The following is a 19,110-nucleotide window of genomic DNA, read 5'->3' as shown; positions in this document are numbered from 1 at the left end:
GCCTCGGGGACGACGGCGCTCAGCGCGCCACCCGCTCGGTCAGCGCGAGCACGTGCTCCCAGGCGTCGTCGCAGGCGCCCGCCCACTCGGCGAACCCCCGGTCGAAGAAGGAGTGCGGGGCGCCGTCGTAGACCACCGCGTCGACGTCGGCCCCCGCGGCCCGCATGCGGTCGGCCAGCGCCAGCTGGTCCTCGACCGGGGTGGCCGAGTCCGCGCCGCCGATGAGCATGACCGTGGGCAGCACGGCCCGGTCGGCGGCGTCCCCGACCCGCTCGGGCTTGCCGTAGAAGCCCGCGCAGCCGGCCAGGTCCGCGCCGCCGCCGGACAGCCGCCAGGAGTGGCTGCCGCCCAGGCAGAACCCGACCGTGACCACCGGCAGGTCGGCGGAGCTGCGCTGCCGCAGGTACCCGACCGCGGCGGCGACGTCGGCGTCCACCCCGGCGTCGGTCAGCTGCGGCACGTGCGCCGCCCAGTCGAAGTCCTCCTCGCGGGTGCCGGTGGCCGGCAGCCCGGCGGTGCGGCCGAACCAGTCCAGCGCGACGACGGGCAGGCCGGCCTCGGCGAACCGCTCGGCCAGGGCCACGTAGTACGGGTGCAGGCCGCGGACGTCGGGCAGCACGACCACCCCCACCCCGGCGGGGTGCACGGGGGCCGCGTAGGCCGCGGCGAAGGTGTTCCCGTCGGCCGAGGTGAGGGTCAGGGTCCCGCGCTCGACGACGTCACCGGCGGGGCGCGGGGCGGCGGGCGGGCGGCTGTCGTGGTCGTGGCACACGGGACGTTCCTACCCCCACCGCCGATGATCCGCAGCCATCTCACAACTGAGATATCGTCGCCCCCGATGTCCCTCACCGAAGAAGCCACCGGTCAGTCCCTGCGCCAGATCGGCAGCCTGGTGCGCGATGCCCGCCGGCACCACGGCCTGACGCAGACCCAGCTCGCCGAGCGGCTGGGCACCAGCCAGAGCGCCGTCGCCCGGATCGAGCAGGGCGCGCAGAACCTCACCCTGGAGCTGCTGGGCCGGCTGTCCGCCGCGCTGGACAGCGAGCTGATCACCGTCGGCCGCGGCGGGCCCACCCACCTGCGGGTCACCGGCGGCGGTGCGCTGTCCGGGTCGGTGACGGTGAAGAGCAGCAAGAACGCCGCGGTCGCCCTGCTGTGCGCCTCGCTGCTGAACCGGGGCACCACCACCCTGCGCAACGTGGCCCGGATCGTCGAGGTCGAGCGGATCCTGGACGTGCTGCGCTCCATCGGCGTCCAGGCGACCTGGGACACCGCCGGCCGGGACCTGACCATCGTCGTCCCCGAGGCCCTCGACCTGGCCGCCATCGACGCCGACGCGGCCCGCCGGACCCGCAGCATCATCATGTTCCTGGGCCCGCTGATCCACCGGGAGCCGGAGTTCCGGCTGCCCTACGCCGGCGGCTGCGACCTGGGCACCCGCACGATCGAGCCGCACATGATCGCGCTGCGGCACTTCGGGCTGGAGATCGAGGCGCACGCCGGGGAGTACCAGGCCACCGTCACCGAGCCCGAGGCCCGCGACCGCACCATCGTGCTGACCGAGCGCGGGGACACCGTCACCGAGAACGCGCTGCTGGCCGCGGCCCGGCACGACGGCCGGACGACGATCCGGAACGCCAGCTCGAACTACATGGTCCAGGACCTCTGCCTGTACCTGGAGCTGCTCGGCGTCCGGATCGACGGCTTCGGCACCACCACCCTGGTCGTGCACGGGCGCACCCAGCTCGACGCCGAGGTCGACTACACCCCCAGCGAGGACCCGGTCGAGGCGATGAGCCTGCTGACCGCGGGCATCGTGACCGGGTCGGAGCTGACCGTGTGCCGGGCGCCGATCGAGTTCCTGGAGATCGAGCTGGCGATCCTGGGCGAGATGGGCCTGCGCTACGACCTGTCCGCGGAGTACCCGGCCGAGAACGGCCGCACCCGGCTGGTCGACGTGACCATCCACCCCTCGGAGCTCAAGGCGCCGATCGACAAGGTGCACCCGATGCCCTTCCCTGGGCTCAACATCGACAACCTGCCGTTCTTCGCCGTCATCGCGGCGACCGCGACCGGCGGCACGCTGATCCACGACTGGGTCTACGACAACCGGGCCATCCACCTGTCGGACCTGACCCGGCTGGGTGCCGACGTCCGGCTGCTGGACCCGCACCGGGTGCTGGTCACCGGCCCGACGCACTGGTCGGCGGCCGAGATCGTCTGCCCGCCGGCCCTGCGCCCCGCGGTCTGCATCCTGCTGGCGATGCTGGCCTGCAAGGGCACCTCGGTGCTGCGCAACGTGGACATCATCGCCCGCGGCTACGAGCAGCTCTACGAGCGGCTGGTCGAGATGGGCGCCCAGATCGAGGTCTTCTCCGACTGACGGGCGGCCCGGGTCAGCGGGCGGCGAGCACGGCGACCCCGGCGCAGGCGCCTGCCCACAGCACGCTGGTCAGGGTGCCGATGATGAAGCGCTCGGCCGCCGGGGTCTCCTTGAGCTCGGCGAACCGGCCCAGGCCCTTCACCGCCAGCACCACCGGCACACCCTCGGGCCAGCCCAGCAGCAGGGTGGCGGTGAGCGCGAGCCGCTCGAGCACCCCGATCCAGGCACCGCCGCGCAGCACGTCGGGGTCGGCCACCCCGGCGGCCCCGCCGGCCAGCCCACCGGCCGCACCGGGACCGGTACCGGGGGGCTTGCCGACCGAGGCGACCGCACGGCCCGGGTCCGCCGCGGCCAGCACGGCGGTCACCACCGGCCCCCCGCCCAGCCCGGCGGCGGCCACGGCGGCGAGCGCCACCGTGGAGCGCAACCACGGGGTGGCCGGGTCGCCGGCCCAGGCGGCGCCGGCCGCCGCGGCCACCAGCACGACCAGCACCACCGCGGTCACGGTGCCCCGGCGCCGGTCGCCGCGCACCCCCACGAGCACCCGGCTGCGCGGCACCCGGCCGACCTCGACCCGGCGCACGGCCAGACCCCCGAGCACGGTGGCCACCACCAGCAGCGCGAGGGCGACGGCGCTCACCGGCGACCACCCTCGGCCCGGCCGAGCAGCCGCGCGAGCACCGGGTGCAGGTCCTGCTCGACCTCGTTGGCCGCGGCGGCCAAACGCTGGCCCACGGCCTGCCGGCTGATGCCCAGCGCGGCGGCGGCCTCGGCCTGGGTCCGGCCGGCGGCGACCAGGTCGATGGCCTCCCACGCCTGCGGGCTGCGCCGCTGCAGCAGCACCGCCAGCGCCGTCGCCAGGGCCTGCGCGTCTGCCGCGGCCTCCTGGTCGACGCCCTGCACCGCCAGCCGCGTCGTCCGGGTCTTCGCGGTGTCCACGGCGCGCCGGGCGGCGAGGAAGGCCGGACCGGTCGCGGCCCGGGTCGACTCCGGCAAGGGGGTCTGCACCGGGCCCGCGCCGATCCCGACGCTCCAGCCACCGGCGCGGACCAGCCTGACCAGCACGTCGACCACGGCGGCCGGTCGGTCGAGCACGCCCTGGAACTCGTCGCCGGCCGTCCGCTCGAAGCCCAGCACCACCGGGACGTCGGCGAGGACGTCGAGGGCGCCGGCCACCCGGTCGGGGCCGCGCCGGCTCCCCCGCTGGTCGATGGTCAGCACGAACGGCACCCGTCAAGCATGACAGCTTGCCTCAGCCCTGCGCAAGCCTCAATCCTTGTCGGCCAGCTCGGGCGGGAAGCCGCCGGTCGCGACCGGCCCCCACCGCACCGGGGTGACCCGGATCAGCGACTTGCCCTGCCGGTGCATCGCCGCCCGGTACTCGTCCCAGTCGGGGTGCTCGCCGCTGATCGACCGGAAGTACTCCACCAGCGGCTCGACCGACTCGGGCAGGTCCAGCACCTCGGCGGTGCCGTCGACCTGCACCCAGGGGCCGTCGAAGTCATCCGACAGCACGACCACGGTGACCCGCTCGTCGCGCCGGGCGTTCCTGGTCTTCGCCCGCTGCGGGTAGGTGGACACCACGATCCGGCCCGCGGCGTCCACCCCGCAGCTGACCGGCGAGATCTGCGGCTCGCCGTCCCCGCGGCGGGTCATCAGCAGCGCCTTGTGGCGGGGGCGGAGGAAGGCGACGAGGCCCTCGAGGTCGACGCGGTCGGCGGTCGCGGTCTTCGGCATGCCCGGACGCTACGACGGGGGTCCGACACCGCGCCCGTCGCGGCCGGGCCCTCCCGACCTGTGCGCGCCCCCGGGGTGTGCTGGGATCAAGCCATGGCCGACGACCCGCAGGACACCGACGGCCCACCCACCGGGGGCAGCACCGCAGCGTCCGCCCTGCCGCCCGCGGACTTCCACGACGACTCCGGCGAGCCCCCCTCGGAGACCAGCGCGCCGGTGCCCGGCCCCGAGCGCGCCGCCCGGCTCAGCGCCGCGACCCAGGTGCTGGCGACCTTCTCCTGGCGGTTGCTCCTGGTCACCGGGGCGGTCGTGGTGATCGGGTACGTGCTGGGCGTGCTCTGGGCGCCGGTGCTGCTGCCCGTCGTCCTCGGGCTGCTGTTCTCCACCGTGATGTGGCCGCTGACCAAGCTGCTGCGCCGCGGCAAGTTCCCGCCCGCGCTGGCCGCGCTGACCACGGTCGTGCTGTTCCTGGCGGCGTTCGTCGGCATCATCGCGGCCATCGCACCGCCGGTGGTCTCCCAGGTCAACGACCTGGCCACCGGGGTCAGCTCGGGCCTGCAGAGCGTGCAGGACTGGCTGTCGGGGCCGCCGTTCAACCTGGGCCAGGAGCAGATCGGCGAGTACGTCGACGACGCGATCAACCGGCTGCAGTCCAGCGCGGGCGACATCGCGAACTTCGCCCTCACCGGGGCCAGCGCGGTCGGCACCGGCCTGGTGAACCTCGTGCTGGCCCTGGTGCTGGCCTTCTTCTTCCTCAAGGACGGCCCGCGCTTCCTGCCCTGGCTGGCCGCGCAGACCGGACCGCGCGCCGCCCCGCACGTCGCCGAGCTTTCCCACCAGAGCTGGCGGACCCTGTCGGAGTTCATCCGGCAGCAGGCCCTCGTCGGCTTCATCGACGCCCTGGGCATCGGCATCGGCCTGCTGGTCCTCGGCGTGCCCCTGGTGCTGCCGCTGGCGGTCATCACCTTCTTCGCCGCGTTCATCCCGATCATCGGCGCCTTCGTGGCCGGTGGCTTCGCCGTGCTGATCGCCCTGGTGAGCAACGGGTTCAGCACCGCGGTCTGGGTGCTGCTGATCGTGGTCGTCGTCCAGCAGGTCGAGGGCAACGTGCTGCAGCCGATCCTGCAGGGCCGGGGCCTCAAGCTGCACGCCGGCGTCGTGATCCTGGCCGTCACCGCCGGGTCCAGCCTGGCCGGCATCATCGGCGCCTTCCTGGCCGTGCCGGTCGCCGCGCTGCTGGCCGTCGGCTACCGCTACGCCCGGGACCAGCTCGACGGCCGGCACCCCGAGCGCGACGACGACGGGCGGGTGCCCGAGCTCGTCGGCGACGCCGAGGGTGCCCGGCTCACCCGCAGCGCCGAGCCCGTCCGCGACTAGCGCGGGCGGCGGATCCGCACGGGCCCGCGGGCGGTGGCGACGTCGACGACCTCGCCCCGCTGGGTCACCTGCACCGCGCCGCGGGCCGCCAACCGGCCCGCGGCGTCCCGGGCCGCCGGCATCAGGTCCCGCCAGTCGTCGGGGTCCTCGGCCCGCGCGGCGTCCGACGGGCAGATGGACGACGTCGCCGCCCGCCCGTCCAGCAGCTCCTCGATCCGGCGCTCCAGCCGCCCGCCCAGCTCGTCGGTGCCGTCGTCCGCCATGCCGACGAGCCTGCCCGTCACCCCTCCGGGCCGCGAGGCGAGGACGATGGGAATGCCACGCGGCCCGCCGGGGCTGATCCGGGGAGAACCGTCGAACCACCAGGAGGGCCCGACCGTGCCACAGCGTCCCGAGGACCTCGTCGAACTGCTGCCCGCCCACGAGCGGCTGGTCGAGCGCACCGCCGCCGACGAGCTGGTGCTCGTGCACGACCTGGCCGGTGAGTACGACGCCGCGCACGCCGGCGCCCTGGCCGGGTCGCACCTGCTGGCCACCCTGCCGCACGAGGTCGTCGCGAAGTTCGACGCCGACGCCCTGGTCGACTACCGGGGCCACCGGCCGCGGATCACCTTCTCCGGCGACCACTACGAGTCCTTCGCCGCCCCGGAGATCACCCTCTACGCCGTCGACGACGACGGCGGCACCCCGTTCCTGCTGCTGCACGGCGCCGAGCCGGACTTCGCCTGGGAGCGGTTCACCACCGCCGTCCTCGGCCTGGTCGAGACCCTCGGGGTGACCCGGATGGTGATGCTGCAGGCGATCCCGATGCCGGTGCCGCACACCCGCCCGGTCACGGTCACCGCGCACGCCACCCGGCGGGACCTGATTGCCTCCTACCCCGTCTACTGGGGCGAGATGCGGATCCCGGGCAGCGCCGGCGCCCTGCTGGAGCTGCGCGCGGGCGAGGCCGGCGTCGACGCCCTCGGCGTGGCCGCCCACGTACCGCACTACCTGGCCTCGGCCACCTACCCGGCCGCCTCCCTGACCCTGCTGGAGCACCTGGCCACGCTCACCGGGCTGCACCTGCCCACCGAGACGCTGGAGGAGGCGGCCCGCACCCACCGCTCGGAGATCGACGAGCAGATCGGCCGCTCCGAGGAGAACACCGCTGTGGTGGCCCAGCTCGAGGCCCAGTTCGACAACTTCACCGCCGCCCGCGAGGGCACCGGGCTGCTGGGCTCCAGCGGCGAGGTGCCCACCGGCGACGAGATGGCCGACCAGATCGAGGCCTTCCTCGCCGAGCAGGACCGCCGCAGCCGCGACACCGACTGATCAGCGGCGGGTGCGGGTGACCGCGAAGGCGAGCGCGCCGAGGGCACCGACCACCGCGAAGAGGTAGAAGCCCCACGGGAAGGCGATGCCGGCGGTCACCAGCCCGCCGGTCAGCAGGGGCCCGCTGATCGCCCCGACCCGCCCGACGCCGGCCGACCAGCCCAGTGCGGTGGCCCGGACGTGCGGCGGGTGGTTGGAGCTGGTGAAGGCATAGACCAGGACCTGGGCGCTGAACACGAAGAACCCGGTCAGGAAGACCATCACGTAGATGCCCACCAGGGGCAGCCGGATCGACAGCAGCGCCAGGAACACCGCACCGGCGGCGAACCAGGCCATGCCCGCCGTCCTGGACCCGATCCGGTCGGCCACCTGACCGGCGACCAGCAACCCGGCGATCGCGCCGAGGTTCAGGGCCAGCAGGAACGCCAGCGCGGCACCCAGGTCGTAGCCGGCCTCGCGCATGATCGTGGGCAGCCAGCTGTTGAGGCCGTAGACCAGCAGCAGGCCCATGAACGACGTGACGCCGATGGCCAGCGTCGTCCGCAGGTACGTGGCGCTGAAGAGGACCCGCACGGTGGTGGCCGCCGTCGTCGGCTCCGGCGCGGCGTCGGCCGGTTCGAGGGTGAGGCCGTAGGCGTCGGCGATCTGCTCGGCCTCGGCCCGCCGGCCGTGCGCGACGAGGTAGCCCGGGGACTCCGGCAGGTGCTTGAGCATCAACGGCACCAGCACCAGGGCCGGCAGCGCGCCGATCACGAACATCCACCGCCAGCCCAGCGGCTCGATCACCACGATCGCCAGGGCCGCGGTCGCCACCGCCCCGACGTGGTAGCCGGTCATCACCGTCGTGGTGGCCCGGCCGGCCCGCCGGCTGAACTCGTTGACCAGCGCGATCGCGGTCGGCAGGCAGCCGCCCAGACCCACGCCGGCCAGGAAGCGCAGCCCGCCGAAGACCCACGCGTTCGGGGCCACCGCGCAGGCCAGGGTGAGCACCGAGAAGGCGACGACGGCGCCGATCAGCGCCTTGCGCCGGCCCAGGACGTCGGTGAGCGCGCCGATCGACAGCGCACCGATCGTCATGCCGACCAGCCCGATCGTCACCACGGCCGTGGCGCCGGACCCCGACAGCGAGAAACCGTCGGGCGTGAGCAGGGTCGGGACGACGGTGCCGACGACGACGAGGTCGAACCCGTCGAGCAGGACCGCCACCCAGCAGAGCGGGGCGACCCAGCCGGCGGCGCGGGTCACCGCCGGGCGGTCGGCGCGGGTGGAGCTGGACACGGGCGACCTCCGGTGTGTCGACGCTGACCCGCCGACTCTAGGAAGCGGCTGTGCGCCCCACCACCCGGAGCTGCCACCCAGCGGGAACCGTCCCGGGGCGTCCGGTCATGCGAAGACGATGGTCTTGGCGCCGTCGACGATGACCCGGTCCTCCACGTGCCAGGTGACGGCCTGGGCGAGGACCTGGCGCTCCACGTAGCGGCCCACCCGGCGCATGTCCTCCACGGTGGCGCGGTGGTCGATCCGGGCGACCTCCTGCTCGATGATCGGCCCGGCGTCGAGCTCCGCGGTGACGTAGTGGGCGGTGGCCCCGATCAGCTTCACGCCGCGGTCGGCGGCGGCCTGGTAGGGGTTGGCGCCCACGAAGGCCGGGAGGAACGAGTGGTGGATGTTGATCAGCCGCTCGGGGAACCGGGCGCAGAACTCCGCGGACACGATCTGCATGTACCGGGCCAGCACCACCAGGTCGCAGTCCCCCACCAGCTCCAGGGCGCGGGCCTCGGCCTCGGCCTTGGTCCCGGGAGTCACCGGCACGTGGTGGAACGGGACGCCGTGCGCGGCCGCGACGGGCTCCAGGTCGGGGTGGTTGGAGATGACGACGGCGATCTCGGCCGCCAGGTCACCGGCGCTGACCCGGTAGAGCAGCTCCTGCAGCACGTGGTCGGTCTTGGACACGAACACCGCGACCCGGGGCCGGTCGGCGGCCAGGGTCAGCCGCCAGGTCATGTCCCAGTCGGCGGCGAGGCCGGCCAGCGCGGCCTCCAGCTCGGGACGGCGCCCGGCGAGGTCGTCGAGCACGAACTCCAGCCGCAGCGTGAACGTGCCGCCGGTCGGGTCGGAGCTGTGCTGCTGGGAGTCGGTGATGTTCGCGCCGGCGTCGGCCATCAGCCGGGACAGGACGGCGACGATGCCGGGGCGGTCGGGACAGCGGACGACCAGCCGGCCGGTGTGGGTCAGGGACACGGGCGGAGATGATCCCAGACCCGTCAGGGCAGGTCGGCGGGCTCCCCGACGGCGAACAGGTCCCCCTGCTCCTCGACCCGCGCGAGCACGTCGGCGGTGTCGAAGACCAGCGGGCCGTCGAGCTCCGCCCAGGCCACCGGGGTGGACACCGTCGCGCCGGCCCGGGCCCGCAGCGAGTACGGCGCGACGGTCGTCTTGGCCGTGTTGTTCTGGCTCCAGTCGACCAGCACCTTGCCCGGCCGCAGCACCTTCTCCATCCGCCAGACGACCTCGTCCGGGGTCTCCTCGGTCAGGGCCTGAGCCAGCGCCTTGGCGTACCGGGACGGGTGGTCGGGGTCGGTGCAGCGGATCGGGGCGTAGACCTGCAGCCCCTTGGACCCCGACGTCTTCACCACCGGGTCCAGGCCGTCGTCCACCAGCCGTTCCCGCAGCCGCAGCGCCAGGGCGGCGCACTCGGCGACGCCGGTGCCCGGGCCCGGGTCCAGGTCGAGCACCAGCAGGTCGGGCAGCTGCGGGACGCCGTCGTCGTCCACCCGCCACTGCGGCACGTGCAGCTCCAGCGCGGCCAGGTTCGCCGACCACGCCAGGTCGGGGACCTCGGTGAGCAGCACCATGTCCAGGGTCTCGCGGTCCTTGGTCGACCCGGGCGCCGGCACCACCACGTGCCGGACCCAGGCCGGGGCGTGCCGGGCGTTGTTCTTCTCGAAGAACGAGGCGCCGTCCACCCCGTGCGGCCAGCGGGTGAAGGTGACCGGCCGGCCGGCCAGGTGCGGCAGGAGCACCGGCGCGACCTGCACGTAGTACTGGATGACCTCGGCCTTGGTGAACCCGACCTCGGGGAACAGCACCTTGTCCAGGTTGGAGACCTCCAGCTGCCGGCCCCCGACCGAGACCCGCTGCCGGCTCACGACTCGGGCTCCACGGCGGCCGGCGCGACGTCGTCCCGCAGGCCCCGCCAGGCCGGGTGCCGCAGGTGGCCGTCCCCGGTCCAGCCGGCGAACACCACCTCGCCGACCAGCTCGGGCTCCACCCAGTGCGCCTCGCGGACGACGTCGGCGGGCACCTCCCCGGCGAAGGGGGACGTCGTCCGGCCGGCGACCTGCCCGGCGAGCTGGCGCAGCGCACGGTCGGTGAAGCCGGTGCCCACCCGCCCGGCGTAGCGCAGGCCATCGGGACCTTGCACGCCGACCAGCAGCGAGCCGATGCCGCCGGCCCGCCGGCCGTTGCCGGGCCGCCAGCCACCCACCACGACCGACTGGTGCTGCACGTTCTTGATCTTCAGCCACTCCGGACCGCGGCCCCCGGGCCGGTACGGCGACGCCAGCCGCTTGGCGACCACGCCCTCCAGCCCGTGCTCCCGGCTGGCGGCCTGCACCCCGGCGCCGTCGGTGTCGAACCAGGGGGTCGGGGACCACCGCCGGGCCGCGGGCTCGAGGGCGTCCAGCAGCTCCCGGCGCTCGCGGTAGGGCCGGTCCAGCAGGGACTCGCCGTCCAGGGCCAGCAGGTCGAACACGAAGTAGGACGCCGGCACCCGCCGCGCGGTGCGGGCGACCTCCGGGCCGGTCAGGTGCATGCGCTGCTGGAGCAGCCCGAAGTCCGGCCGGCCCTGGTCGTCCAGGGCCACGACCTCGCCGTCGAGGACGGCGTCCCGGTCGGCCAGCGAGTCGGGCAGCGCCATCAGCTCGGGGTACCGGTCGGTGACGTCGGTGCCGCTGCGCGCCCGCAGCCGCAGCTGCCCGCCGGAGACGTGGGCGAGCACGCGGACGCCGTCCCACTTGAACTCGTAGGCCCAGCCGTCGTCGGTGCGCGGCAGCTCCCCGGCGACGGCCAGCATCGGCCGGGTGCCCTCGTCCACCACCTCAGGCGGACTTGGAGGCGGCGGCCTTCTTGGCCGGGGCCTTCTTCGCCGGCGCGGCCTTCTTCGCCGCCGCCTTCTGGGCGGGCGCCTTCTTCGCCGGCGGCTCCTCGGCGTCGTCGTCGGCCTCGGCGGCGGGCTTCTTGCCGGCCTTCTCCACGCTGCGCCGCAGGGCGCTCATCAGGTCGACGACCGAGCCGTCGTCCTCGTCCTCCTCGGTCTCCTCGGGACGGACGACCTCACCACCGGCCTGCTTGGCCTCCAGCAGCTTGGCCATCGCCTCCTTGTAGTCGTCGGTGAAGACGCTGGGGTCGAACTCACCGCTCATCGTGGAGATCAGCGACTCGGCCATCTTGAGCTCGGCGGGCTTGGCGGTGACGTCCTCGTCGAGGAAGCCGAACTCCGGCGCCCGGATCTCGTCGGGCCAGCGCATGGTGTGCAGCACCAGGACGCCGTCGCGGACCCGCAGCGCGGCCAGCGACTCCCGCTGCCGGATCGCGATCTTGGTGATGGCGACCTGGCCGGCGTTCTCCAGCGCGGTGCGCAGCAGGACGTAGGGGCGGGTCGCGGTGCCCTCGGGCTCGAGGTAGTAGGTCTTCTCGAAGTGGATCGGGTCGATCTCGGACTGCTCGACGAACTGCAGCACCTCGATCTCGTGGGTGCTGCCCAGCGGCAGCTCCTCCATGTCGGCGTCGGTGAGCACCACCAGCTCGCCGCTGGGCAGCTCGAAGCCCTTGGCGATGTCCCGGTACTCGATCTCCTCGCCGTCGACCGAGCAGACCCGGCGGTACTTCACCCGGCCGCCGTCGGTCTTGTGCACCTGGTGGAACTTGACGTCGTGGTCCTCGGTGGCCGAGTACAGCTTCACCGCGATCGAGACAAGCCCGAAGGAGACCGCGCCCTTCCAGATCGACCGCACCGCGCAGACCTCCACCCCGGGGCCCGGACGGGCCATGATCACAGCGTAGGGACAGCGGGGTGACCCCGCACTCCCTCGCGCGGGTCAGTCCCCGGTCGCGTCGGACTGCAGCTTGTCGTAGACGAACTGCCCGACGTCGGCGCCGGCGACCACCGTCATCACCAGCCCGGCCAGCCGGGTGGCCCGGGGCGCGGCGACCCAGGACAGCACGAACCCGGTGCCGATCCACTGCGCCAGGCAGAACGGGCAGGTCACCAGCTCCCCCACCGCGTGCTTCCAGCCCCCGTGCTCCCGGATCTCCTCGGCCACCTCCGCCTCGCCCGAGGTGCCCCGGAACGCGGTGAACGGTGCCCGCAGCGGGCTGGTCACCGGGTCCTTGGCGACCGTGCGGGCCAGCCGGAACGTGCCGACGGTGAGCAGCAGCGCGTCGCCGACCGGGATGCGGTCGGGCAGCGGACGGCCCGATGCGCGCAGGGCCACCGCGCCGGCCGCCGTCAGCGCCCCGTAGACCCCCACCGCCGCCAGCAGGCCACCCAGTGGCCGCGGCTCGCCGTGCGCGTACTCCTGCTGCTGCGTGCGGGCCCAGGACCCGACCTTCTCCGGAACGGACATGGCGGTCGCGCTACCCGGGCCGGTGACCGGCTCAACCACGGTGTGTCGGCCCGCGCGGCGCGGGTAGGGGGCGGTCATGACGCACCCGGAGGGCCAGACCGCCCGCGACCAGTTCCCCGAGGACGACGGCATCCCCGAGATCGCCGACGACAACCCCGAGTCCGCCCTCGCCGAGGACCCCCAGTTCGCCCCCGACATGGGTCGGGAGACCGCCGGCGCCAGCGACGACTTCGGCACCACCGCCGCCGAGCAGGCCGAGGGCGAGCCGCTGGACGGCCGGCTGGCCCGCGAGGAGCCCGACGTGGACGTCGACCCCGGCACCCGCCCGGCCGCCGACCCCGACCGGGCCGTCCAGCTCGACCAGGACGACGAGCCGGGCGACGTGTCGGGCACCGACTCGGTCGGGGACGATGTGCTGGCCACCGACGAGGAGTCGATCGGCGGGGAGGGTCCCGAGGAGGGCGCGATGCACCTGACCGACGGCTGAGACCCGGCAGCCGCCCCGGGCGGCCCCGGACTTGTGGCCCGGTGCGGGCCTGTCTAGGGTCCGACCGGGCGGTTGAGCCACCAGCTTCCCGAGACCGGACGCACCGCGTCGACCGGTCCGTGCAGCAGGTACGTTGTAAGCGCTGATGTGCGCCCGTCGGGCCACGCCGCTGAGAGGAGCTCCAGTCCGTGACCTCATCTGACCTGCCCGCCGAGGGGCAGCGCGACGCGTCGGCTGCCACCGACACGGCCGACGCACCCTTCGACGACGTGATCACCCTCTCGACGTCCTCGGACGCCGACGGCACGGTCACGGTGACGGTCGTGGGCGAGGTGGACACCTTCACCGCGCCGGTGCTGCGCGCCTCGCTGGACACCCAGCTGGAGCTGCAGCCCGAGGAACTGGTCATCGACCTGTGCGGGGTGCAGTTCCTCGGCTCGGCCGGGCTCGCCGTGCTCGTCGAGACGCAGAAGTCCGCCCGCAGCCGCGAGGTCGGCCTCAAGCTCGTCGCCTCCACCCGGGCGGTCACCCGCCCGCTCGAGGTGACTGGCCTGATCGACCTGTTCACCATCGTCGACGGCAACGCCTGACCTCCGCTTGACACCTGAACCACCCAGGACCCCGGACCGCCTCGGCGGCACCCGGGGTCCTGCGCCGTCCGGGGCCGGCAGCCGTCAGGCCTAGGCGGACAGCAGGCGGCAGACCGCGGCCTCCAGGGTGCGCTGGCGCTCCCGGTCGTCGGCGGCACCGGCAGCCTCCGCGAGAGCCACGGCGATCGTCTCGCCGTGCTCGAACCGGTCCACCACCCGCGGGTCGACGTAGCTCTGCCGGCACACGGCCGGGGTGTTGCCCAGCTGGTCGGAGACCGTCCGGTACGCCTCCCGCACGGCCTTCGTGCGCCGGGACGCCGAGGCGGCGTCGGCCTGCTCGGCCAGCAGCACCGCCATCAGCACCGTCGCCGTCCAGGTCCGGAAGTCCTTGGCGGTGATCTCCGCGCCGGACACCTCGCGCAGGTAGGCGTTCACGTCGTCGCTGTGCACGTCCCGCCAGCTGCCGTCCGGGTTCTGCCAAGCCAGCAGCTCCTCCCCCGTCGACCCCGGCCGGTCCAGCAGCTGCTGCACCACCGTGGCGGTGGGTGCGTCGGCCACCTCGATCTCCCGCTGCTTGCCGCCCTTGGCCAGGTAGCAGAAGGCGACCGTCCGCCCGCGGACGTCCACGTGGTCCCGGCGCAGCGTGGCCAGCCCGTAGGTGCCGTTGTCCTCGGTGTACTGGTCGCTGCCGACCCGGAACGCCCCCAGGTCCAGCAACCGGACGGCGGCGGCCAGCACCCGCTCCCGGCCCAGCCCCCGCCGGCGCAGCGCCGCGGCGACCTCGTCGCGCACGTCGGGCAGGTGGTGGCTGATCTCCAGCACGCGCTCGTGCTTGGCCGCGTCCCGCTGGACGCGCCACTGGTCGTGGTAGCGGTACTGCCGTCGGCCGGCCGCGTCCACGCCGGTGGCCTGGATGTGGCCGTGCGGCCACGGACAGATCCACACGTCGCGCCACGCCGGCGGGATGGCCAGCGCCTCGACCCGCGCCCGCCGGTCGTCGCGGATGACCGAGCCGTGCTCGTCGCGGTAGGTCCAGCCCCGGCCGGCCCGTCGACGGGTCCAGCCGGGGGCGCCCACGTCGCTGCGCCGCAACCTCATCCCGGTGCTGTTCACCCAGCGGGGACCGGCGCAAACACGGCTGCCCCCTAGATGAGTAAGTCCGAATGACACGGGTGTGATTTCAGGGCGGAGGGTGCTGGGGTACGGGTTGTGACGACCGACCTCAACACCCTCCTGACCTCACTCTATGTCCGCATCGACGACTACCTGGGCCCTCGCTCACGTGTGGGGCGCCCTCCGCGGCTGACCGACGCCGAGCTGCTCACCTTGGCCGTGGCCCAAGCGCTACTGGGAGTCCATTCCGNGCGACCTCCGCCTCCGCGACCTCCTCCTCGGCGACCGCGGCCTCCCCGGAGGCCGCGGTCGCCGAGGAGGAGGTCGCGGAGGCGGAGGTCGCCGAGGTGGTCGCGGAGGTGGTCGCCCCGGTGTCGGAGAACCGCCGCCGGGCCGAGCGCACCGCGCCGCTGTTCGTCGAGCTCGCCGGCCTGGACCCCGACGACCCGCGCCGCGAGCGGCTGCGGGAGACCCTCGTCCAGGAGCACCTGCCCCTGGTCCGGCACTTCGCCCGCCGGTTCAGCAACCGCGGCGAGCCCTTCGACGACCTGCTGCAGGTCGGCACGCTGGGCCTGATCGCGGCGATCGACCGGTTCGACCCCACCCGCGGCGTGGAGTTCCTGTCCTTCGCCGTCCCCACCATCACCGGGGAGATCAAGCGGCACTTCCGCGACCAGGGCTGGTCGGTGCGGGTGCCGCGCCGGCTGCAGGAGCTGCACCTGTCGCTGAACGCCGCGGTCGGCGAGCTGGCCCAGAAGAACGGGCGGGCGCCCAACCCGTCCGAGCTGGCCGAGTACCTGGGCATCCCGCGGGCCGAGGTGCTCGAGGGCCTGCAGGTGGCCAACGCCTACCGGTCCTCGTCGCTGGACGAGCGCCTGTCCGGCGAGGAGGACTCCCCCACGCTGGCCGCGACGCTGGGCCAGGAGGACGCCGCGCTGGAGGGCGTGGAGTACCGGGAGTCGCTGCAGCCGCTGCTGGCCACCATCCCGGCCCGCGAGCGCCGGATCCTCATCCTGCGGTTCTTCGGCAACATGACGCAGTCGCAGATCGCCGCCGACATCGGCATCTCCCAGATGCACGTGTCCCGGCTGCTCGCCCAGACCCTGGCGAAGCTCCGCGAGGGCCTGCTCAAGGACGACTGAGCCCCACCACGACGAACCCCCCGTGCCGGTCGGCACGGGGGGTTCGGTGTCTCAGCGGCCCTGGTAACCCGGGGGCGGGCCCTGCTGCCAGCCGGGCGGCGGGCCCTGCTGCTGCTGCCACTGCGGCGGCGGGCCGTCGTACTGCCCGCCCTGCGACCCCTGCTGACCCTGCTGCGGGCCCTGCTGACCGTAGGGCGAGGGCGGCATCGGGGTCCCGTCGTCCCCACCGTCCTCGGGCTCGTCGGCCGGCTGGTTGCGCGGGTCGGCCGCGGCCCCGGACTCCTGGACGTCGGCGGTCAGCTCGGCGATCGAGGGCGTGCTGGGCATCGACGGGTGCGGGGCCTCCGGCGCGACGTCGTCCAGCGTGCTCATCTCCAGCTTGGCCTCGGGCTGGTCGGCGGCCCGGGGCACCCGGGACTCGAACCAGTCGGAGGTGTCCAGCCGCTGGGCCGGCGCCGAGGCGGGCGCGGACTCCTGGGCGTCGACGTCCAGCCAGGACCGGCGGGGCTCGCCGTCCGCGGCCGGGCCCTTGCCGGCGCCGCCGAGGTTGGCCAGCCCCTCCAGCGCGGAGGAGAACTCGCTGGGCACGATCCACATCTTGTTCGCGTCGCCCTGGGCGATCTTGGGCAGCGTCTGCAGGTACTGGTAGGCCAGCAGGCCCTGGTCGGGCTTGCCGTCGTGGATGGCCTGGAAGACGGTCTCGATCGACTTGGCCTGGCCCTGCGCCTGCAGGAAGAGCGCCGCGCGCTCACCCTCGGCGCGCAGGATGCGGGACTGCCGCTCGGCCTCGGCCTCCAGGATCGCCGCGGTCTTGTGGCCCTCGGCGGCGAGGATCTGGCTGGCCTTCTGGCCCTCGGCGGTCATGATCGCCGACTGCCGCTGGCCCTCGGCGGTGAGGATCGTCGCCCGCTTGTCGCGGTCGGCACGCATCTGCTTCTCCATCGAGTCCTGGATGGACAGCGGCGGGTCGATGGCCTTGATCTCCACCCGGGCCACGCGCAGGCCCCATGGGCCGGTCGTGCCGTCGAGCACCGAGCGCAGCTGGGAGTTGATCCCGTCGCGGCCGGTCAGGGCGCCCTCGAGGTTCAGCCCGCCGACGACGTTGCGCAGCGTCGTGGTGGTCAGCTGCTCCATGCCGGTGATGTAGTTCGCGATGCCGTAGACGGCCAGCCGCGGGTCGGTCACCTGGAAGTACACGACGGTGTCGATCCCGACCTGCAGGTTGTCGGCGGTGATCACCGGCTGCGGCGGGAAGCTGATGACCTGCTCGCGCAGGTCGATGGTGGCGCGCACCCGGTCGGCGAAGGGGACCAGGATCGCCAGGCCGGGCGACAGCGTGCGGCTGTAGCGGCCGAAGCGCTCGACCACCTTGGCCTGGGCCTGCGGGACGATCGTGACGCTCTTGGCGAGCACGATGATCACCAGGACGGCGATCACGAGCAGTGCGATGAGGGCTTCCACGGGGGGTGGGCTCCTGACGTCGGGGCGGTGATCACCACCGATCCTGCCCCTTGCGGTTCCGCGGGGCCAGCGGCGGTCCGCTCAGGCGTGCGACACGTAGGCGATCGGGCCCTCGATCTGCACGATGCGGACCACCGTGCCGACCTCGTAGGTCTCGCCCTCGATCTGGGTGCGCGCCGACCACTCGTCGTGGCCCATCCGGACCTGGCCGGACTGCCCGGTCACCCGCTCGCTGACCTCGGCGGTGCGCCCCACGTAGACCTCGACGCCGTCGATCTGCTCGGGGGTGCGCTCGGTCAGGTGCCGCTTGGCCACCGGCCGCACCACCAGCAGCAGGCCCAGGGAGACGACGACGAAGGCCAGGATCTGGAACACCACGGCCCCGCCCAGCAGGGCGACGCCCATGCCGCCCAGGGCGCCCCCGGCGAACATGAGCAGGACGAGGTCCAGGCTGGCGACCTCGCCGGCGGTGAAGAGCCCCGCAGCGATCAACCAGAGCAACCAGGCGGCCATGCCCCGAGTCTGGCAGAACCGGTCGCGGCCGCCAGGTCGCCGCCCGCCTACCCTCGACCGGGTGCCCGATCTCCGCACCCGCCGCGCCGCGGGTGACCCCGCCGGTCGCCTGGCCGCCTGGTCGACCGCCTGGCTGGGTGGCCGGGTGCCCTACGACGACGCGCTGACCGAGGTGACCGGCGACCGCGCGCACCTGGTGCAGGACGCCGCCGGCGCCGCCGCCCCGCTGGGCACGGTGCTGGCCGGTCTGCGCGGCCGGGGCGAGCGGCGGATGCGGCTGGTGCTGCCGGTGCCCGGCGACGTGCACGGGCTGCCCCCGGTGCCCGGGCTGCCCGCGGCCGCCGTGGAGGCCGGCCAGGTCGTGGTCGGCGACACCCTGGTGCTGCTGCCGTCGGCGGCGACCTCGGAGACCGTGCTGTGGACGGCGGTCGAGGTGCCCCCCGGCGTCCTGGCACCCCCGCCGGTCGAGGGCACGCTGCGGTCGCTGTCGGGCCGGCTGGACCAGGCGGTGGGCGACGCCGCCCGCACCCTGGCCGGGCTGGACCTGGCCCGCTGGCACCCCGAGGTCCCCGCCCTGCTCGCCGGGTTGTCCGCGCGGGCCGAGGACCCCGGGCTGCCGCCGGACACCGACCCGGTCGCGGTCTCCGTGCTCACCCGGGCCCGCCGGCTGGCCACCGTGCTGGACCTGGCGCTGGCCGACTCCCCCGGCGCCGCGGTCACCGCCGGCCAGATGGCCGCGCGCGAGCAGGCCCTGCGCCCGCTGTCCGACGCGGTGAGGGAAGCCACGACCGCCGTCTGGAACTGGCTCCCCCGCTAGCCCGTCCGTCGATCATCGCCTCGTGCAGCCGGGGCACGCCGGTCGACGGCGCGCCCCACCTGCAGCTGACGATGATCAACCGGGCGGGCGGGCGAACCCCTCGTCCGCGGACCCCAGGCCGAAGCCTGCGGCCGCGGCGGCCGACAGCACGAACAGCTCGACCGGGAACCCGTCCGGCCCGTGCAGGTTCAGGTGGTGGCCGGCGTCGGTCGGGGTGATCCCCGAGTTGTCCACCCCGAGCTCGTCCAGGCGCGCGGCCCATCCCTCCAGCTCGACCAGCCCGGGCACCGCCAGGGCCAGGTGGTCCAGGCCCGGCCGGGTCGGGGTGACCGGGCCCTCGACCTGGCCACCGTGGTCGGTCAGCCCGACCGCGATGCGGGCCGCGCGGTGCACCACGAACACCAGGCCGGGCATCCGGGTGGTCACCTCGAAGCCGAGGACGTCGACCCAGAAGGCGGCGGCCGCCTCCAGGTCGGGGACGCTGAACCCGAGATGGCTGATCCCGGCCAGCGGTGGTGGGGTGGTCACGGTCATGGTGGGCCTCCGTCG

General features: G+C 74.3%; 22 protein-coding genes and 1 pseudogene. 8 read left to right on the top strand and 15 right to left on the bottom strand.

The genetic code is table 11. The annotated features are described in order from the left end of the window. Window positions 1-19 precede the first annotated feature (19 nt). A complete protein-coding gene (locus tag LFA75_RS20755) occupies window positions 20-772 on the bottom strand; it encodes a dienelactone hydrolase family protein (RefSeq protein WP_225235488.1) in 753 nt (250 codons plus the stop codon). Window positions 773-838: 66 nt separating this feature from the next. Here LFA75_RS20755 and LFA75_RS20750 point away from each other — a divergent pair, with 66 nt between their 5' ends. Continuing rightward, entirely contained in the window at window positions 839-2,383 is a 1,545-nt protein-coding gene (locus tag LFA75_RS20750) for a helix-turn-helix domain-containing protein (RefSeq protein WP_225235487.1), read from the top strand. Window positions 2,384-2,396: 13 nt separating this feature from the next. Here the strand turns inward: LFA75_RS20750 and LFA75_RS20745 are convergent, their stop codons facing one another. From LFA75_RS20745 to LFA75_RS20735, 3 genes are read right to left on the bottom strand one after another with little or no spacing between them, the layout of a single operon-like run. Next, window positions 2,397-3,023 carry a hypothetical protein gene (locus LFA75_RS20745; protein WP_225235486.1) on the bottom strand — a complete coding sequence of 209 codons (627 nt, stop codon included), beginning with the start codon at window positions 3,021-3,023 and terminating at the stop codon, window positions 2,397-2,399. Beyond that, window positions 3,020-3,613, bottom strand: a complete 594-nt coding sequence (locus LFA75_RS20740; RefSeq protein ID WP_225235485.1) for a hypothetical protein — start codon at window positions 3,611-3,613, stop codon at window positions 3,020-3,022. Before LFA75_RS20740 ends, LFA75_RS20745 begins: the two co-directional genes overlap by 4 nt. A gap of 39 nt (window positions 3,614-3,652) precedes the next feature. Next, window positions 3,653-4,120, bottom strand: coding sequence for a PPOX class F420-dependent oxidoreductase (locus tag LFA75_RS20735; RefSeq protein WP_225235484.1), 468 nt, complete (start codon window positions 4,118-4,120; stop codon window positions 3,653-3,655). A gap of 93 nt (window positions 4,121-4,213) precedes the next feature. Here LFA75_RS20735 and LFA75_RS20730 point away from each other — a divergent pair, with 93 nt between their 5' ends. Then, window positions 4,214-5,497 carry an AI-2E family transporter gene (locus tag LFA75_RS20730; RefSeq protein ID WP_225235483.1) on the top strand — a complete coding sequence of 428 codons (1,284 nt, stop codon included), beginning with the start codon at window positions 4,214-4,216 and terminating at the stop codon, window positions 5,495-5,497. On the opposite strand, the gene LFA75_RS20725 is transcribed toward LFA75_RS20730, so the two are convergent. Then, window positions 5,494-5,760, bottom strand: coding sequence for a DUF3253 domain-containing protein (locus LFA75_RS20725; protein ID WP_225235482.1), 267 nt, complete (start codon window positions 5,758-5,760; stop codon window positions 5,494-5,496). The genes LFA75_RS20730 and LFA75_RS20725 overlap by 4 nt on opposite strands. A 115-nt stretch (window positions 5,761-5,875) precedes the next feature. On the opposite strand from LFA75_RS20725, the gene LFA75_RS20720 reads away from it, so the two are divergent. Then, entirely contained in the window at window positions 5,876-6,811 is a 936-nt protein-coding gene (locus LFA75_RS20720) for a proteasome assembly chaperone family protein (RefSeq protein ID WP_225235481.1), read from the top strand. Here the strand turns inward: LFA75_RS20720 and LFA75_RS20715 are convergent, their stop codons facing one another. The 6 genes from LFA75_RS20715 to LFA75_RS20690 all read right to left on the bottom strand — a co-directional run bounded on the left by LFA75_RS20715 (window position 6,812) and on the right by LFA75_RS20690 (window position 12,438). After that, entirely contained in the window at window positions 6,812-8,089 is a 1,278-nt protein-coding gene (locus tag LFA75_RS20715) for an MFS transporter (protein WP_225235480.1), read from the bottom strand. It lies immediately after the preceding gene. A 105-nt stretch (window positions 8,090-8,194) separates the two neighbouring features. Beyond that, a complete protein-coding gene (purU, locus tag LFA75_RS20710; RefSeq protein WP_225235479.1) occupies window positions 8,195-9,052 on the bottom strand; it encodes a formyltetrahydrofolate deformylase in 858 nt (285 codons plus the stop codon). 23 nt (window positions 9,053-9,075) lie between these two features. Next, entirely contained in the window at window positions 9,076-9,960 is an 885-nt protein-coding gene (gene ligD, locus LFA75_RS20705) for a non-homologous end-joining DNA ligase (RefSeq protein ID WP_225235478.1), read from the bottom strand. After that, on the bottom strand, window positions 9,957-10,907 hold the full coding sequence (ligD, locus tag LFA75_RS20700) for a non-homologous end-joining DNA ligase (protein ID WP_225235477.1): 951 nt from the start codon (window positions 10,905-10,907) through the stop codon (window positions 9,957-9,959). The genes ligD (LFA75_RS20705) and ligD (LFA75_RS20700) overlap by 4 nt, the downstream gene beginning before the upstream one ends. A gap of 4 nt (window positions 10,908-10,911) precedes the next feature. Next, entirely contained in the window at window positions 10,912-11,862 is a 951-nt protein-coding gene (ku, locus tag LFA75_RS20695) for a non-homologous end joining protein Ku (protein WP_225235476.1), read from the bottom strand. A gap of 48 nt (window positions 11,863-11,910) precedes the next feature. Further along, window positions 11,911-12,438 (bottom strand): DUF1360 domain-containing protein, encoded by a 528-nt coding sequence (locus LFA75_RS20690; RefSeq protein WP_225235475.1) that lies wholly within the window; start codon window positions 12,436-12,438, stop codon window positions 11,911-11,913. A gap of 76 nt (window positions 12,439-12,514) precedes the next feature. Between LFA75_RS20690 and LFA75_RS20685 the strand changes: the two genes are divergently transcribed. Together LFA75_RS20685 and LFA75_RS20680 are read left to right on the top strand one after the other, a co-directional pair. Continuing rightward, window positions 12,515-12,925 (top strand): hypothetical protein, encoded by a 411-nt coding sequence (locus LFA75_RS20685; protein WP_225235474.1) that lies wholly within the window; start codon window positions 12,515-12,517, stop codon window positions 12,923-12,925. A gap of 188 nt (window positions 12,926-13,113) precedes the next feature. Beyond that, window positions 13,114-13,515, top strand: a complete 402-nt coding sequence (locus tag LFA75_RS20680) for an STAS domain-containing protein (protein WP_225235473.1) — start codon at window positions 13,114-13,116, stop codon at window positions 13,513-13,515. 90 nt (window positions 13,516-13,605) lie between these two features. Here LFA75_RS20680 and LFA75_RS20675 read toward each other — a convergent pair whose 3' ends face one another. Beyond that, window positions 13,606-14,628 carry a DNA topoisomerase IB gene (locus LFA75_RS20675; RefSeq protein WP_225235472.1) on the bottom strand — a complete coding sequence of 341 codons (1,023 nt, stop codon included), beginning with the start codon at window positions 14,626-14,628 and terminating at the stop codon, window positions 13,606-13,608. A 96-nt stretch (window positions 14,629-14,724) separates the two neighbouring features. Between LFA75_RS20675 and LFA75_RS24335 the strand changes: the two are divergent. Beyond that, window positions 14,725-14,877: pseudogene (locus LFA75_RS24335) on the top strand (IS982 family transposase); the annotation flags it as partial. A gap of 98 nt (window positions 14,878-14,975) precedes the next feature. Next, window positions 14,976-15,770 (top strand): RNA polymerase sigma factor SigF, encoded by a 795-nt coding sequence (locus tag LFA75_RS20670; RefSeq protein ID WP_225235471.1) that lies wholly within the window; start codon window positions 14,976-14,978, stop codon window positions 15,768-15,770. 51 nt (window positions 15,771-15,821) lie between these two features. Here LFA75_RS20670 and LFA75_RS20665 read toward each other — a convergent pair whose 3' ends face one another. Further along, window positions 15,822-17,231 (bottom strand): SPFH domain-containing protein, encoded by a 1,410-nt coding sequence (locus LFA75_RS20665; protein WP_225235470.1) that lies wholly within the window; start codon window positions 17,229-17,231, stop codon window positions 15,822-15,824. An 81-nt stretch (window positions 17,232-17,312) separates the two neighbouring features. Beyond that, window positions 17,313-17,744: an NfeD family protein gene (locus LFA75_RS20660; RefSeq protein WP_225235469.1), complete on the bottom strand. Its 432-nt coding sequence runs from the start codon at window positions 17,742-17,744 to the stop codon at window positions 17,313-17,315. Window positions 17,745-17,805: 61 nt separating this feature from the next. Between LFA75_RS20660 and LFA75_RS20655 the strand changes: the two genes are divergently transcribed. Next, window positions 17,806-18,561: a hypothetical protein gene (locus tag LFA75_RS20655; protein WP_225235468.1), complete on the top strand. Its 756-nt coding sequence runs from the start codon at window positions 17,806-17,808 to the stop codon at window positions 18,559-18,561. A 75-nt stretch (window positions 18,562-18,636) separates the two neighbouring features. Here LFA75_RS20655 and LFA75_RS20650 read toward each other — a convergent pair whose 3' ends face one another. Further along, on the bottom strand, window positions 18,637-19,095 hold the full coding sequence (locus LFA75_RS20650; protein WP_225235467.1) for a VOC family protein: 459 nt from the start codon (window positions 19,093-19,095) through the stop codon (window positions 18,637-18,639). Window positions 19,096-19,110: the final 15 nt, after the last annotated feature.

It is taken from the genome of Klenkia terrae, from assembly GCF_900491935.1.
Taxonomy (GTDB): Bacteria; Actinomycetota; Actinomycetes; order Mycobacteriales; family Geodermatophilaceae; genus Klenkia; species Klenkia terrae.
The sequence above is the reverse complement of the archived record's forward strand: the minus strand, read 5'-3'. Positions and strand labels throughout refer to the sequence as shown.